This is a genomic window from Natronosalvus amylolyticus (assembly GCF_024298845.1).
GTDB classification, from domain to species: domain Archaea; phylum Halobacteriota; class Halobacteria; order Halobacteriales; family Natrialbaceae; genus Natronosalvus; species Natronosalvus amylolyticus.
Genome location: NZ_CP101156.1, coordinates 159,079 through 174,973 on the forward strand (window position 1 = coordinate 159,079; position 15,895 = coordinate 174,973).

Annotated in this window: 16 protein-coding genes; 10 read left to right on the top strand and 6 right to left on the bottom strand. The window is 58.6% G+C overall.

What is annotated here, in order from left to right:
- Positions 1-51 precede the first annotated feature (51 nt).
- Positions 52-918 (bottom strand): DUF7319 domain-containing protein, encoded by an 867-nt coding sequence (locus tag NLK60_RS00815; RefSeq protein WP_254809008.1) that lies wholly within the window; start codon positions 916-918, stop codon positions 52-54.
- A 146-nt stretch (positions 919-1,064) separates the two neighbouring features.
- Between NLK60_RS00815 and NLK60_RS00820 the strand changes: the two genes are divergently transcribed.
- From NLK60_RS00820 to NLK60_RS00845, 6 genes are all read left to right on the top strand, one after another.
- On the top strand, positions 1,065-1,559 hold the full coding sequence (locus tag NLK60_RS00820) for a DUF7321 family protein (protein WP_254809009.1): 495 nt from the start codon (positions 1,065-1,067) through the stop codon (positions 1,557-1,559).
- Positions 1,560-1,599: 40 nt separating this feature from the next.
- A complete protein-coding gene (gene pyk, locus NLK60_RS00825) occupies positions 1,600-3,357 on the top strand; it encodes a pyruvate kinase (protein WP_254809010.1) in 1,758 nt (585 codons plus the stop codon).
- A 200-nt stretch (positions 3,358-3,557) separates the two neighbouring features.
- Positions 3,558-3,911, top strand: coding sequence for a DUF7312 domain-containing protein (locus NLK60_RS00830; protein WP_254809011.1), 354 nt, complete (start codon positions 3,558-3,560; stop codon positions 3,909-3,911).
- 40 nt (positions 3,912-3,951) lie between these two features.
- Complete coding sequence (locus tag NLK60_RS00835) at positions 3,952-4,551, top strand: NfeD family protein (protein WP_254809012.1); 600 nt, start codon at positions 3,952-3,954, stop codon at positions 4,549-4,551.
- Positions 4,552-4,623: 72 nt separating this feature from the next.
- On the top strand, positions 4,624-5,787 hold the full coding sequence (locus NLK60_RS00840; RefSeq protein ID WP_254809013.1) for an SPFH domain-containing protein: 1,164 nt from the start codon (positions 4,624-4,626) through the stop codon (positions 5,785-5,787).
- 305 nt (positions 5,788-6,092) lie between these two features.
- The gene (locus tag NLK60_RS00845) at positions 6,093-6,710 is read left to right on the top strand and encodes a winged helix-turn-helix transcriptional regulator (RefSeq protein WP_254809014.1); all 618 of its coding nucleotides are present in this window, start codon (positions 6,093-6,095) and stop codon (positions 6,708-6,710) included.
- Positions 6,711-6,812: 102 nt separating this feature from the next.
- Here the strand turns inward: NLK60_RS00845 and NLK60_RS00850 are convergent, their stop codons facing one another.
- The gene (locus NLK60_RS00850) at positions 6,813-7,046 is read right to left on the bottom strand and encodes a DUF7123 family protein (RefSeq protein ID WP_254809015.1); all 234 of its coding nucleotides are present in this window, start codon (positions 7,044-7,046) and stop codon (positions 6,813-6,815) included.
- Positions 7,047-7,350: 304 nt separating this feature from the next.
- Positions 7,351-7,863 (bottom strand): inosine/xanthosine triphosphatase, encoded by a 513-nt coding sequence (gene yjjX, locus NLK60_RS00855; RefSeq protein ID WP_254809016.1) that lies wholly within the window; start codon positions 7,861-7,863, stop codon positions 7,351-7,353.
- Positions 7,864-8,306: 443 nt separating this feature from the next.
- On the opposite strand from yjjX, the gene NLK60_RS00860 reads away from it, so the two are divergent.
- The 3 genes from NLK60_RS00860 to NLK60_RS00870 all read left to right on the top strand — a co-directional run bounded on the left by NLK60_RS00860 (position 8,307) and on the right by NLK60_RS00870 (position 10,936).
- Positions 8,307-9,281, top strand: coding sequence for a transcription initiation factor IIB (locus NLK60_RS00860; RefSeq protein ID WP_254809017.1), 975 nt, complete (start codon positions 8,307-8,309; stop codon positions 9,279-9,281).
- 89 nt (positions 9,282-9,370) lie between these two features.
- Complete coding sequence (locus NLK60_RS00865; RefSeq protein WP_254809018.1) at positions 9,371-10,039, top strand: type I 3-dehydroquinate dehydratase; 669 nt, start codon at positions 9,371-9,373, stop codon at positions 10,037-10,039.
- A gap of 66 nt (positions 10,040-10,105) precedes the next feature.
- Entirely contained in the window at positions 10,106-10,936 is an 831-nt protein-coding gene (locus NLK60_RS00870) for a DUF8054 domain-containing protein (protein WP_254809019.1), read from the top strand.
- A 57-nt stretch (positions 10,937-10,993) separates the two neighbouring features.
- Here NLK60_RS00870 and NLK60_RS00875 read toward each other — a convergent pair whose 3' ends face one another.
- Both NLK60_RS00875 and NLK60_RS00880 read right to left on the bottom strand, forming a co-directional pair.
- Positions 10,994-11,986 carry a DUF1102 domain-containing protein gene (locus NLK60_RS00875; RefSeq protein ID WP_254809020.1) on the bottom strand — a complete coding sequence of 331 codons (993 nt, stop codon included), beginning with the start codon at positions 11,984-11,986 and terminating at the stop codon, positions 10,994-10,996.
- Between the two features lie 293 nt (positions 11,987-12,279).
- Positions 12,280-12,786 carry a hypothetical protein gene (locus tag NLK60_RS00880; RefSeq protein ID WP_254809021.1) on the bottom strand — a complete coding sequence of 169 codons (507 nt, stop codon included), beginning with the start codon at positions 12,784-12,786 and terminating at the stop codon, positions 12,280-12,282.
- 335 nt (positions 12,787-13,121) lie between these two features.
- On the opposite strand from NLK60_RS00880, the gene NLK60_RS00885 reads away from it, so the two are divergent.
- Positions 13,122-14,141, top strand: a complete 1,020-nt coding sequence (locus NLK60_RS00885; protein WP_254809022.1) for a DUF1102 domain-containing protein — start codon at positions 13,122-13,124, stop codon at positions 14,139-14,141.
- A 507-nt stretch (positions 14,142-14,648) separates the two neighbouring features.
- Here the strand turns inward: NLK60_RS00885 and NLK60_RS00890 are convergent.
- On the bottom strand, positions 14,649-15,857 hold the full coding sequence (locus tag NLK60_RS00890) for a DUF5305 domain-containing protein (RefSeq protein WP_254809023.1): 1,209 nt from the start codon (positions 15,855-15,857) through the stop codon (positions 14,649-14,651).
- Positions 15,858-15,895 lie beyond the last annotated feature (38 nt).

Below are 15,895 nucleotides of genomic sequence, written 5' to 3' on the forward strand. Positions count from 1 at the left end.
ACCCACGGGCGGCCGTCGAGTCGCTTCGAAATGGCTAACTACCGGCGACTCTCAGCTTCCATCTTCGAGCGCGTCTCGAGGCGGTGCAGGCTCGTCGAATGCTTCGTCTTCGAGTGGCAGGAACGACGGCCGTTCACCGGAACCGATCGAGCGGAGCCGCTGTTCGTACTGTTCGGAACGGAACCGTTCTGAGAGGCGGGCGTTTGCGACGACCAGAAAGAGCACGAGCCCGACCACGATGAAGACGGCACCGAAGACGCCGAGAATGAGCTGGGCTCGGAGGCCGCCGGTTATCCAGAGAGCAATTGCGGCCAGCCCAATCAAAATTTGTGAGCCAGCAAGGAGCTGTAACATCCAGTTACCGAGCTCGCTACTCTCCTCCGGCATCGACGCTGGCTCGGGAAGGTGCCAGTTCTCCGGCGGTTCCGCCACGTCGTAACTGTCCATCGAACACAGCGCAACCGTCGGTTTCACGTCGCGAACGACGGTTCCTCGACCTTCGACGGTTCCGTTCGGGAACACGATAGCGTAATCGGTATCCGAGTACGCGACCAGACACCGCGTTCCGTCTACCGTCGCGTACTCGAGGGTGGCGAACACGTCCCGTTCGCTGATCTTCGTCTTGAGTTCGTTCTCGACGCGCTCGAGCAATTCAGGGCCAGTAATCCACGTCTCAGCATCGAAAGCAACGTCCCACTCTTCGGCCGTCATCTCGGCCATATCTCTGGACGTGAAGTTATCGAAGTCGTACTTTTCTTCGACTTGTTTCCGGAGCGCCTCGAGGTCGGCATCCTCGGTGTGTCCTCCTTCGTCGCTGGCCTCGCCGTCCTGAGATGTCCCGCCGTTCGCCGGCGGGTCACCATCGCTTTCGTCGGCGAGAGCGTGCTCCTCGGCCTCGCTCTCTGAGGCGTCGCTCATGGGTTCCCCTTCGTGTCGTGGCATCCTTAGCGTGACGGTTGGCAACGGTTCGTCCACCGAACCGGTTCGGGTATTCGTGTGCGGTGGCGCTGCACGGACGTTCCGCTTTCGCTTCGTTTATTCGTCACGCTTGCTGACTCTCGGGTATGGTCTCGGAGCTGGCTATCGCAACTGCGGCGCTCGTAATGGTGACAGCCAGCTTCCCGTTCTATCTGTGGGGTGCGTGGATCATGATCGATGCGGACATCGTCACCTGGGGCGTACTCAGCTACCATCTGAAGGTCATCGCCGTCGGACTAACGCTGAACACGCTTCCGGTTCTGGTCTGGATGATTCCTCGAGCTGCAGATCAGATCGGGGGGCTCGTCGCTGTCCACGCTTTTTTCGGCTTGCAAGCGTACGCGATGTTACTCGTTGGATTGACTGGCATCGTGCGCATTCTGCAGGTCAAGCTCGCTCACGACCTCTATGGAAACCCTACGCAGGACGTCGATCTCAACGATCTGCACGAACACATGGGTGCCTGGCGACGTCGGTTGCGGATCGGCGTGTTCGGTTACGTCTTCTTCTGGTTGCTTGCGTATGCCCTCGGTATCGTTCGGTATCTCTTGCGCTATCCAGTCATCGCCGGACTGTCGTGACGACAGTACCTTTTTGCGTACCCCTCTGCAACGGGCGCTTATGAGAAACGCTAAAATCGTCTGTACACTCGGTCCGGCGACGAATAGCCGTTCAGCGATCCGTAATCTTTCTGCAGCTGGAATGGCTGTTGCACGGCTGAACGCGAGCCACGGCACGCTCGAGGATCGGGCCGAACTGATCGATCGCGTTCGGTCAGTGGACGAAAAGACATCGAGCCCAGTCGCGGTCATGCTCGACACCCAGGGGCCTGAGATTCGAACGGCGCCACTTTCCGATGGGGAAACGGTCACGCTCGAGACGGGGTCAGAGATTACATTTCTCGAGGGGGATGACGTTTCTTCGGACAGGGTTGGGCTGTCGGTCTCGATCCAGTCGGTCGAGCCGGGGGACCGAATTCTCCTCGATGACGGCCTCATCGAAACCACCGTGCGCGAGGTCTACGGAGACGAAATCACGGCGTTCGTCGAAACCGGTGGCGAACTCGGCGGTCGGAAAGGTGTCAACCTCCCCGGTGTCGATCTGGACCTCAACGTCGTTACCGAGAAAGACAGGCAGGACCTCAAACTGGCTGCCCAAAAGGAGGTCGACTTCGTCGCTGCGAGTTTCGTCAGGGATGCCGAAGACGTCTACGAAGTCAGCGAGACGCTCGAGGAGTTCGGCGCGGACATTCCAATCATTTCGAAGATCGAACGCGCGGGGGCAGTGGACAACCTCGAGGAGATCATCGATGCCTCCTACGGTGTGATGGTCGCCCGCGGCGATCTCGGCGTCGAGTGTCCGATGGAAGACGTACCGATGATTCAAAAGCGGATTATTCGACGGGCGAAAAACGCCGGCTCACCGGTGATCACGGCCACGGAGATGCTCGACTCGATGGTCCATTCTCGGCGGCCAACTCGCGCTGAAGCGTCTGACGTGGCAAACGCCGTCCTCGATGGCACCGATGCGGTCATGCTCTCGGCCGAGACGGCCGTCGGCGACCACCCAACGGCCGTCGTCGAGGCGATGGACAGCATCATCACACAGGTGGAAGGGTCAGAAGAGTACCACGAACTCCTCGAGCAACGGGTCCCGGCGGCGGGCGATGCACGGACGGACGCCCTCGCGCGCTCGGCTCGGTATCTCGCTCGAGACATCGGCGCGGATGCGATCGTTGCGGCGACCGAATCCGGTTACACCGCGCGCAAAGTGGCCACCTATCGGCCAGGGGTCCCGATCGTCGCCTCGACACAGAGTCACGATGTCAGGCGCCGACTTGCCCTGTCGTGGGGTGTTTCGCCCGTGTACGCACGGGTCTCTGATCAAGGTGCCGACGCCGTCGTTTCCAAAGCGGTCCAGTCTGCCCTCGAAGAGGGAATCGCACAGAGCGGGGACACCGTCGTCGTCCTCTGTGGGATGATGACCGAACTCGAGGGGGCCAAAACCACGAACATGATGAAAGTCCACGTCGCTGCGGAGGCGCTGGAGACGGGTCGGGTCGTCGTCGATGGGCGAGCAACCGGACCGATCGCACGGCTCACCGATGGCGATCTCTCGGAACTTCCGGACGGTGCTATTCTGGCGCTTGGACCGGATTTCGACGCCGAATTCGACGGTGAACTCGAGCGGATCGGCGGCATTATCGATGCTCGCCCCGGTATGACCGGTTATCCGGCGCTGATCGCTCGAGAGATCGGCGTTCCAATGGTTTCCGATGCTGACCTGACCGGACTGGAAGACGGCCGGACGGTTACCATCGATGGCGAACGCGGTGTCGTCTACGATGGTGACGTGCGCGGAAAGCGAACCCGAGACTGATACGGAGTTATCTACCGGTCAACCACGGACCGGGGTGATTGCTGAACAGAAAGAGACTGCAACTCTCTATAGGCGATACAGGACGAGAACCCCGATCCTTGCGGTCGGGGTTGTTGACGAGCTATCTTTTCGTGAAAGAGTTGACCGGATACGATTGCCGGACCAGCGGACTTTTGCCGCCAGCCCGATACTGTTCAGCCATGAGTGACGATGGGGCCGGCGAGACACCTGCTGACGGCTCGAACGGGGACTCCGGGGTAGGGGGAGGGAACGAGAGCCGTACTCACGAGCGAGGCCAGCAGGTTGATCGGACCACCGAACCTGTCGAACCGGACCGCATTCCGGTTGCGACAGCTGATGAGCGAAATCGATATACTGAATCGGCACAATCTGCGGCCGAAACCGGTACTGCGTCCGAGGAGTTCGGTCCAGAGCCAAGCGATCGGATTATCGAACCCGAATCGCCCTCGCTCGAAAACGCGATTTTCGTCCTTCTCGGCGCCGTTTTGATGATCCTAATCATGTTTCGGCTCCAATCTGTCGTCGGCTTCTGACCGGTAAACCTTTAATCGGGCTGAGACCCAACCTCAATACATGCTCGAACTCCTCGTCGATAATCTTCCGGTAGTGTTGCTGGCTGCCGGACTGGTGCTGATGGTGCTCGAGGCCCTCTCTCCAGGTGCACATCTCATCGTCATCGGTGTCGCGTTAGTCGGTGCTGGCCTCGTCGGTGTCTTGCTCCCAATCGCCCTGAGCCCCTTCGTTCTCGCGGCGATCACGCTGGTGATCGGTATCGCTGCGGCGTACGTCTATCACGAGTTCGATTTCTACGGCGGGAAAGGGACCGCACAGACCAAAGATTCCGACTCGCTGTCCGGAACGACGGGCTACGTGGCCAAGACCGTCACCAGCCGTGGTGGCGAAGTCAAACTCAATCAGGGCGGGTTCGCCCCCTATTACAGTGCTCGTGCGTACGAAGGAACTATCGAGGAAGGTGAAGAAATCATCGTCCTCGACCCGGGTGGCGGCAACGTCCTGACTGTCGAATCCCTCGATGCAATCGAAAGTGACGGCATCGACCGGGAGCTCGCACGCGAAGCCGCCGCGAATGAAGAGGATGTCGCGAGTGAAAATACTACCACCTCCGCCGAGAACGAGACGGCTGAACCTGAGACGGAAACCGATAAATCCTGATGACCGACAGTGTCAGGAATATGTTGATAAAATAAGGGAACCCTTTTTACTCCACCGCCGTAAGGCTCTCTCATGGTTCCGGAGCTGATACTCACACAAGCGGCAACGTTCGGGCTCTTTCTCGGAGCTCTCGTACTCGTCGTCGTGCTCGCGGCCCTCCTCAGTGCCATCGAGATCGTCAATGCGTACGAAAAGCGGGCACTGACGGTCTTCGGTGAATATCGGAAGCTCCTCGAGCCCGGTATCAACATCGTCCCGCCGTTCGTCTCGAAGACGTACGCGTTCGATATGCGTACCCAGACGCTCGACGTCCCTCGCCAGGAAGCGATCACGCGAGACAACTCGCCAGTGACCGCCGACGCCGTCGTCTACATCAAAGTGATGGATGCGAAAAAGGCGTTCCTCGAGGTCGAGGAGTACCGAACAGCGGTCTCGAACCTCGCTCAGACGACCCTTCGTGCTGTACTGGGTGACATGGAACTCGACGACACGCTGAACAAGCGTCAAGAAATCAACGCGCGCATCCGCACGGAACTCGACGAACCCACCGACGAGTGGGGTATTCGTGTCGAGAGCGTCGAGGTCCGGGAGGTCAACCCATCCAAAGACGTCCAGCGCGCGATGGAGCAACAGACCTCCGCCGAGCGAAAACGCCGTGCCATGATTCTCGAGGCACAGGGTGAACGCCGCAGTGCCGTCGAGAAGGCAGAAGGTGACAAACAGAGCCAGATCATCCGTGCACAGGGTGAAAAACAGAGCCAGATCCTGGAGGCCCAGGGTGACTCCATTTCGACAGTCCTGCGTGCTCGGTCGGCCGAATCGATGGGCGAGCGCGCCATCATCGACCAGGGCATGCAGACGCTCTCGGAGATTGGCCAGAGCGAATCGACCACGTTCGTTCTCCCACAGGAACTGTCCTCGATGATCGGTCGCTACGGCAAACACCTCTCGGGGAGCGACGTCAAAGACGGCGAAGCGACCCTCGAGAGTCTCGAGTTCGACGACGAAACTCGAGAACTCATCGGGCTGGACGACATCAGCGAGATCATCGGCGAAATCGACGAGGAAGCCGAGATGGACCTCGAAGCGATGGAGCAACAGGCCCAGGCCATCAAAGAAGGCAAAGACACCACCAGCATATCGAATTCGGACGACGTCATCGAAGAGATGGGCCAGGACTTCGATGGCGGCTCCGGCGACGGGCAGGTGACGACTGGCGACGATACGAAGAACTGAGGGGTTCGCCCCGCCTGCACGGGTGAATCGACCCCATCTGTTCGGCTCAGACGTCGACTCGTGACTGCGTACTGAACGACTCGTCCGCGATTTTTGTCTCGTTTCGCCACCCTCGTGTGCGTAGTTGGCGTCCCTCGTCTTACTGTGAGTCTCGTTGCTCGAGGGAGCGACTCGGTATAGCCGATTAACTGCGGACGGTGGGAGCCGTTCCCCAACGCTTACACACTCGTGAGTTTCCGCTCGCAGTGTACGAACTGGAGCGAAACGCGTTTTACCCCCGGACTCTTTTATCTCGTAGGAACAGCATGACAGGCTCCGAGGAAGTAGACGAGACGAAGCGAGCGACCTTACGACGGTTTGCGGCCGTCGGTGCAGCGTCGCCACTGGCTCGTTTTTCGGAGTCTGCACAGGCTGATACGGGTGAAAGCGATGCTCGAGACGCAATCGCTGGGTACCTGTCGACGACTCCCGGTGCCCACTTTTCGAAAATCCGTGACGATCTTCGTCTGGGCACGGGGGAAACCCAACACCACCTTCGTCGACTCGAGGAACTCGACGTCGTTGAATCGTACAGCGATGGCGATTACAAGCGGTTCGTCCCGGCGGACCGATTCGATTCGTTCGAGAAAAACGCCCTCGGGTATCTCCGTCGGAGTACCCCACGCGGAATGCTCGTCGAACTGCTTCGGAACCCGTCTTCGAGCGCCTCAGACCTGGCGAGCGTACTCGAGGTATCGGCCCCGACCGTGAGTAAGTACGCCGGACAACTCGAGGACGCCGGTCTCCTCTCGAGAACGGATGGCTATGCCGTCGAACGGCCCGAAACGGTGTTGTTGTTGCTCGTTCGCTATGCCGATTCGTTCGACGAACGAACGGCATCGCTGGCTCGAGAGGCGGACAAACTCATCAGTTATCACGGATAGCACTCGAAGAGTTTTTGTTTGCCTACTCACGGAGCGTAGTCGCAGAGCTTTGACGAGGAAGCCCACGAGTTTCAGTCGCGGGTCGATAGCAAAAACCCGTTATCAGACGACGACCTTCCAGGTGGTGCTCGAGGAGTAGCCCCACTTTTCGATCTCGATATCGTACTCTGCGTGCTGGAGGGCGGTGATATTCGCGCCGACTTCTTTGGCCGTCATTCCGAGTTCCTCACCGATGAGACGGGATTTGAAGTAGGTCTTGGTCACGGCGTTTTCACGAAGATAGCTGAGGATCTGGCGTTGCTTCGTCGTGAGGTCAGGTGCCGTTGCAGTACTCATACCTGTTCCATCGAGAGACGCCGACTTAGGGGGTTTGGTACAGGCGGTTAACCCTCCGACTGCTATCGGTTTTGTCGGTCGAAGGCCACCGGTCGGGGATACCCGAGGGAGAGGTTGGTACAGCTGGTTAATTCGATGCTGCTGGCGACTTTCATCCATCCATGACGGTTGTGGGGAACGGGTCGTTCGAGGTAATCTGCTGTTTCTTCGACTAACAGGTTATTACCGTCACAGGCTCGCCTGTAACATTTACTCGTGCTTTCCCAGAACGTCGGCACTCACCGAGTAGCGGTTCAGAGTGCGTCTACCGGTCGTACTCGTTCGTCACGAACGGGCCAAATGCACAGGCGACTGCCCCTGCAAGCGCCTCTTCACGGTCGATTAATCCATCAGTAAACGCGCCAGCGGCACCGCCGGCGCGGGCAATGTCGTCAGTTCCTAGCAGATCGTCTACCACCGGACCGAGCTCCCGTCCCGCCTCGAGATGGGCGCTTACGACCTCCGGGAGTCGAAGTGAGGGGCCCGACCCACAGCCGATCCGTTCGCCATCAGTGATTGCAGCCCACATGATCAGATACAGCTCACCGTCGAAGCGTGCAACGCCACCCTCGAGGCCGACGCCGTAGTCCCCTTTCTCAGCTGCAAACGCTCGTTTTGCCCGGGTTTTGGCCCCGGATATCGTCTCTTCGACAGTGCTCGGCTGTTCGCTCACCCCCGAATCAACTGCCACGGACCTGATAGTCGGCTGGTATCGGTCGAGAGCGGTTTCGACGGCGGCAGCTTTGACGGGATTTTGGCTCCCGACGACGAATTTCATACCTTGTGGTGCTGGGTAGATACACATATATTCGATGTATTGGCTCGGCCCTCCCTCAGGCGCGAACGTCTAGCGTGCCCTCCCAACCGTCGACCTCTGGGTGGATCCGGATACCAGAGATCGGTTTCGCCCACCAGTCAGGTTTGGGAGCGTTGAGCCGAATCGATCAGTCTTCGTACAGGCGTGACGAACCACTCTGAGAGCCGGTTATTGGACTGTCTGCCTTCTGCGCAGCTGGGTTCGAGAGGTGCACAACCCATGTCAGGCCGACTCATGATCGCACTTTAATGTTTGGATTGTTAATGCCAAATCGGACGAATTCCAACTTTCTGAGGGATATCATGGTCTATCTTCGAAACCTTTATATATCGGTCCTATGAACACGGAAGGTAACGAATCCGTCCGAACGTACATCTTGGCTCGGGCGGGAGGAAGTTGTCATCATGTCGAATTCACGACTATCCACGAGAGCCCGACGCACCGAAACCGAAGAAGAAACCACCGAACAGGAAGGTAGCGACCTCGCGTGTCCGGAGTGTACCGGCCAGCTCGTCGTCGACGACGAACACGGCGAAACTATCTGTGAAGATTGTGGCCTCGTCGTCGAGGAAGATTCCGTCGACCGCGGCCCCGAATGGCGAGCGTTCGACTCCGCTGAAAAGAACAAAAAGTCCCGCGTCGGCGCACCGACGACGAACACGATGCACGACAAAGGGCTGTCGACGAACATCGACTGGCGGAACAAAGACGCCTACGGTAACTCCCTCGGCAGCCGCCAGCGCGAGAAAATGCAGCGTCTGCGCAAGTGGAACGAGCGATTCCGCACTCGCGACAGCAAAGAGCGCAACCTGAAACAGGCCCTCGGCGAGATCGACCGCATGGCTTCCGCACTCGGCCTCCCGAACAACGTCCGGGAGACGGCCAGCGTCATCTACCGGCGCGCACTCAACGAAGACCTGCTTCCCGGCCGTTCCATCGAGGGTGTCTCAACTTCGTGTGTCTACGCCGCCGCCCGACAGGCCGGCGTCCCCCGCAGCCTCGACGAGATCGCCGACGTCAGCCGCGTCGAGAAGAACGAAATTGCCCGCACCTACCGCTACGTCGTCCGCGAACTCGGCCTCGAGGTTCAGCCCGCCGACCCCGAAAGCTACGTGCCCCGGTTTGCGAGCGGACTCGAACTCTCCGACGAGGCCGAACACCGCGCTCGAGCGCTGCTTCGAAACGCGAAAGAAAAGGGCGTCCACAGCGGCAAATCCCCGGTTGGCCTCGCCGCCGCAGCCGTCTACGCCGCCGCGTTGCTCACCAACGAGAAGACCACGCAGGCCGCCGTCAGCGACGTCGCCGACATCTCCGAAGTGACGATCCGAAACCGCTATCACGAACTGCTCGAGGCCGAGGAAACCCTCGGTCTGGCCTGATTCGGAACGGTCGATCTCTGGCGGTCTTTCCCGTCCGATAATACCACCGTCGACGCGTCTTTTTTGCCGCTCGACTTCGAGTCAACGGTATGGACTTCGATTCGTTTACGCTTGCCGCCTCGACAGCCGATCTCACCGAGGAGCCACAGGCTCGAGCCCACGCTGACTGCCTCGAGTTTCGGATGGACCTGGCCGAAGATCCACTGGCGGCGCTCGAGGACTACGCGGGCGAGTTGCCGATTCTGGCGACCAACCGGGCCGAGTGGGAGGGTGGGGAGGCTCCGGATGCAGGACGGTTCGAGGCGCTCGCCGAAGCCGCCCGAATCGATGCCGTGGAAGCGATCGACGTCGAACTCCACTCGATCCTCGAGGGGGATGCCGACGGGGTGCTCGCGGTGGCCGACGAAACGGATGTGGCGGTGATCGCCTCGAGTCACGACTTCGAGGGGACACCCTCGCGACCCGAGCTGGTGCGGACGCTAACTGAGGCCGGGAAGTACGCCGACGTCGCGAAACTGGCCGTTACGGCCGAATCGAAAGCCGACACGCTTGCGGTGCTGTCGGCTACCGAACAACTGACTGTACACGGAGACCGGGTGGCGACGATGGCGATGGGCGAAGTGGGGCGACACACTCGAGCGGTGGCGCCCATCTACGGATCGAAAATCGGCTACGCGCCCGTCGACCCGGCGAATGCGACCGCGCCCGGACAGTACGACCTCGAGACGTTGGCTGGGTTGGTAGCGAGTCTCGAGTGACTGAATTTCGTAGGTGTGCTACTGGCGTGACAGTCAGTCACTCGAGACAGTAACGAATCCATACCAATGGCACGTGTCGATGATGGTGTGGGTATGGACGCGTCCGTGCGAAATACGCTCGAGTCGTTTCGACAACCCGAATACACCGGCGAGAATCGGTGTCTGCCCTGTACCGTGATCAATACGATACTTGCGGTGATACTGGCTGTCGCTGGCTGGTTGCTCGCATCCTGGTACGTCGGGCTTTTTGTGCTGGCACTTTCCGTCCTGTTGATCGGCGCTCGAGGCTATCTCGTTCCTGGGACACCGGAGTTGACGAAACGGTATCTTCCCGAGCGTGTGCATCGACTGTTTGGGACCCATCACGACGAACCGCAATCCGAACACGATGAAGCGTTCGACCTGGAAACGTTTCTCCGTGAGAGCGAGATTGCCGTCGAGTGTCCCGACGAAGACGACCTCTGTCTCGAGCCCTCGTTTCAAAATCGGTGGCAAGAGGAGCGCTCGAGCGTCGACACTCTCGAGGACCGACTCGAGCGCCTGGCCGCCCGGCTCGAAGTGGACCCTGCGGACCTGGCCCTCGAGGACTCGATGGGTGGGTACGCTGCGACGTACGAAGGCGAACGAATCGGATTGTGGCCCTCGGAGGCCGCGTTTTTGGCCGACCTCACCGTCGTTCCCGTCCTCGAGGAACGCTGTCCCGAATGGACCGAACTGAGTTCCGACGAGCAGGGTGCGTTGATCACGGCACTGCGTGTCTTCCTCGAGGAGTGTCCGTCGTGCCAGGGGCAGTTGACTGGCACGAGCAAGACGGTCGAATCGTGCTGTTCGACCCGGACGAGGGAGTCACTCGAGTGTGAAGCGTGTGGTGACCAGCTACTCAGCCAGGTTTCGTGAAGGTAGTGTCTTCGTAGTGGCTACAAAAGGCGTATAATAATTAGCTGAAGCGCCTTTTCAGTCGTTTTCTGGGGTGAACCCGGTGTCAGCAAACCATTCGAACTTGACACCAGAGAACCCATCTCCACAGGGTGTACTTTCAGAAATTTCCAGGTCATCTAACTGATCTTGGTCATCAGGCTGTTCATATGCATCTGCGTCTTCTCCTTCCATTTCGACGAACCCGGATGTTTGAGCTGGGTCGAAGTTGTACACGTACCACTCCTGCCCACCCTTGAGCACGATTCTATCGATCGGGACGTCGCCAGAATCCCAACTGAACCCTACCGGCTCGAGTTCGTCGTTGGTCTTGAAGACGATGTTGGAGATGGTGATATTATCTGCCGTTGGAGTGGGGGGAGTGCTTGAACAGAACGCGGCGAAGCTAATCGCCGTTCGTCCATTATCGACGATTTCGGAATCACATTCGGCATCCGCATCGGCGTTGATGACGATCTCGTCGTCCTCGAGTAACTGGTCGCCTGCGTCGAGGCCCTTCGTGACGGTGGCAATACCGACACAGATACACTCCCCGACGGGGAGCAAAATGCCGTTTTCTTCGCCGACGAGTGACTGCTCGCGGTTCCCACCGAGGTAGAAGTCGACGATGTCTTCGTCTTCGTAGTCTTCGTCCTGTTTCTTCTGGATCGCCTCGCGAACCGTGGCATCGATCCAGACACAGACATCCTGCTTCCCCTGGTTACAGATCTGGAAGACGTTGTCGAACCAGGTGAAGGAATCGGAGTTGATCCCACTACCGAGGTCGTTATCCGAATTTTCGTTCTCGGGCGACATCTCGACGGCGAGATGTCCCGAGTCGTCGATTTCGGTGTAACTCGAGTTGTCGCTATCTGGACAGCCGTCCAGCCCCAAATAAGCGTCCGGGTCCTCGGCTACTTCGATCTTTACGCGTCGCTGCGACTCGATTCTGGTGAATGCGCCGGAGCCAATGATGGCACTCGCACCGAGACTGCTGCCACCGACCCCGATCAAGAATTTTCGTCGTTCCATTGTTTCACGAGCAGTGTCGTGTCGCTGCTCGAGTGAGGCGATGTGATTGTGGGGTTTTTATATAGAGTTCATGTCGTCTCGACAGGGCCTCTAAGACGATTTTCAGGGAGTCCGTACCCTTGGGCAAATAGTAATTTCCAATTCTCAAGAATCTAAATGGGGAGCGCGCTGCTTGCCTCAAGAGCGTAGGAGAATCAAAGCGTTTTGAACCACTTGACTCGAGGTGGTTTACCAGCGTGTGTTTTGAGATGTGGTTCCTTCAATAGCCCATAGTGGTCCACAACCCATCTTGGTTAGTCTTCGAAGCAATCATCTTGTCCAGGATCCCACTCGAACGATTCACCGTCCCAATTAAATTTGACGCTACAGAACCCGTCATCGAATCCACACGGTGTTTGTGGGCTCTGGTCGTTACCTTCCTCTCCATCTCCACGGTTACCAACGATGTTTGTTCCAGAAGTGCTCCCTGAAACGTCGAAATTGAAGAACTCAGGTCCGGTTTTCAGGACAACGGTCTGGACGGGAATCTCTCCAGAATCCCATTCGATACCAACGAGATCATCATTTTCGAACTCGTCTGGCGTGATAGTGAAATCTTCGTGAGTATCTCCCTCCTCGAGGTCTTCGATTGCAATACAGAACGCAACGAAGCTGATCTCTCGTCGATCAATCTCTTCACCATCCACCTCGAGTTTCACCCGACGCTGTGATCGAATCGTATCGTAGCTTCCGGTGCCGACCAGTGCACCAGTACCGACGCTTCCAGCCCCAATTGCGGTGAGGAATCGACGTCGTTTCATCGGCTCATCACCCAGTTTGTGCTCGAGCGAGCCGTCCAGGCACTCGAGTGACGTACTACCATGCTCGAGGAGACACCCTTCGGGGTTTTTTATATGCAGTCCGTGTCACGACGGTAGCCGCTCACAGTAGTTGGGTAACTGGCACATACCAGATGGACAACCGTACCGGTCGCGACGAACGTTCTGACTGACTCACTGCAGGGACTGGGTGTAGAGACTGCTGGCAGTGTATACACAAGGGGTGGTCCGATGTTCACTCGAGTGACGCGTTCGGGCCTCACGGAACGGCAGTCTGTCGGGCAGTGGGGGAACGGACGCGAATACACGTGATACACATGGAACGACGCAAATTCCTCGTTGGGGTCGGCGGCTCCGCCATCGGTGGCGGTGCCCTGCTGGGCTCCGGCGCGTTTACGAGAATTCAGTCGCAGCGACGCGTAAAGATCGAAGTGGCAAAGGATCCGGATGCCTATCTCGGTTTGGACGGGTGTCCGGATAGTCCGAACTCGAGTTATACGAATATCGACGACTCGGGCCACCTCGAGATCGACATGTCTCCGGAGAACGCTACTGACGCGGGAGGTCAAGGGGTAAACTCGGATTCGTTCACCTACTTCGACGATGTCTTCCAGATCTGCAACCAGGGCAAGCAGAAAGTCGGGATCTGGATTGATGATGAAGACTGGCCGATGGTCGATGATGATAACCTGGAGGGCGATTACTCCGACTACGATGGCATGCCTCGAGTCGATTTCTACATCGACGGCAACGAGGAAGACTCGATCGTCGGCGCCGAGAACGCCTTCCCGCTTGGGGTGGGGCAGTGTGTTTGTATCGGCCTTCGAACCCTAACGAAAGGACTCGAGGAAGGCGACCAGCTTCTCTCCGATATCGGTGACGAAATCGTCATCAACGCCGATGCGGACAACCTTGGCGACCTTGGAGACCGTGTCGAACCCGACTCGATGTCCGTCACGGGAATGTGCTCGATGGAGGTGGACGAGCAGGAATACTACCTCTGGCGCGTCTACAACGAAAACAACTTCCCGGTCAACACGCGGTGGGAGTGCGTTGGTCACGAGGCCGAAGGCGCATTGAACGTGTGTGCTAACGCCACGAGAGGCGACGGCGACGAACCGTGGATTCCAGGCTACTACTTCCTGACTGAGGAGCAGTGTAACCCGATTATCCTCTCCACGAACGGAACGGAAGTGGGAAGTAGCGGTATCGATCCGGGCAAGGAATGTGAGGAGTTCGAGATGAATCTCATCAACTACCTCGTTGAACAGGAGAACATCGGTAACACTGGCGTGTGTGTTGAAGACGAAGACGACGTGCCCACGACTGCGTATTGAGAAAGGATCGTCCCATTCCAATCCGGTTTTTGACCGGCGTCGAGGCTCGTTCTGGCCACGGAAGCGGTTCGATACGTCTGGTTACAAAGGCGTTCCAGGGTCAGGGATCGACCTGCGGTAACACACTCCGGGAAACGGTTTTTATTTTCCAAGATTTGTCCTCAACGGCCGCGTATTTCTCGAGCATCACGTATTGCACCTCAAGCGTTAGAGACGGGGGACGACGAACAGTGAACGGTTTGATAGGTTCGACGTCGAGGGCCGCCCGAACTCGCCGAACTCGAGTGTAACTGTCGTCGACCGCAAGGGCCACTCCAGGTCGACATTCCGCTCTCGAACCCGACCCTCGGCAATGGAAAGAGCACATGTACTCGTGGCCAGCTCGGAATCGTTCACCTAATTCGACAGCGTCTTTGAGCTCTGAAACTGGGAGATGCCTCGTAACCCTAGGAACCGATACAACGGCTCGAAAACCAGGTAACGGTTGAGAGGGTAAATCGGATTCGATCAGTCGTCTTCCTGTGAGACCGACTCTTCCTCTGCATTCCCGAGAACGGCCGCCTCCGAAGAGTCGAGCCCTGCTGTTTCGTCAGCGTCGTCGAATTTATCTCGGTCATCCTCGGCCCCTTCAACCTCCTCCACCACCGACTCGACGGGCTCGTACACGTACAACACGCCATCGTCGACGATCCAGTACGACGGACCGTCCTCGGTCTGCTCTTCGATCACGCGTTTGTCACAGTCGATGGCGACGTCGACCAGCCCCTCGAGCGAGTCCACACTCACTCGCGGCTTCGTGAACACCTCGTCCGGGAGGACGCCGCGGGTGATCCAGTCGTCGAACTGTTCGCGTTCGTGCTCGCGCTGGACGGCCTCGACTTCGGCCTGGGATGGGGCGAGCGAGCCGCGGTATTTTTTCGTCGTCAGGACGCCGAGTGCGACGAGAGAAGTGAGCAAGACGACGATACCCCCGGCGGCATCGGTTGGCTCGAACCCTGCGGCCACGTCGTCGTCATCGACGGTTTCGGTGCGCTCTTCGGCGTAGCGTTCGTTCATCGGCCCGTCGACGCTGTAGGTGTCGCCGTCGGGTTCGACGAGCAGTTCGTATCGATCCCGGTGCTCGACCGACTCGCCGTCGATGGTTCCCGAAACGGTGACTCGAGCGACGAGCACCGTCTCGATGTCACCCGGTGTACTCCCCAGGCTGGATTCGATTCGGTCCGTCTCGTTGGCGACCCCGGGCACGTCGACGGTGAAATCGGCTGACTGTGCGTCACCGGGCTCGAGCCCCTCGACGCGCTCCTGGGCGACTGGCTCCGTGACTGACCAGTACTCGTTCCCGTCGCTATCGACGGATCGCACTTCCTGCTCGAGGGTCGTCTGCACGTCGACGTCACCGTCAGCCCCATCGTATCGGTAGGTGAATTCGCCCTCGAGTTCGGGCATGAGTCGCGTGTAGTACAGTTGCTGGTTCGTCAGTTCTTCACCCACCTCGAACACCGGATTCGGTGTCTGGACGGTAGCACTGTGCTGGTACCCACCCGTCGTCGACCAGACCTCCACGGTTCGCTGGTCGGCGGGTTCGGGCTCGGCAGCGTAGGCCGAGTAGGTCATCCAGCCGCCGAAGGCACTCAGGGCGAGTAACACGACGACGACGAGGACGAACCACTGATCGAGCGCGGCCCGTGCTCTAATCCCTGCACGGTCGCTGTTCATAGCCAATACCCCCCGAATCGATGTTTCGAAGTTATCGT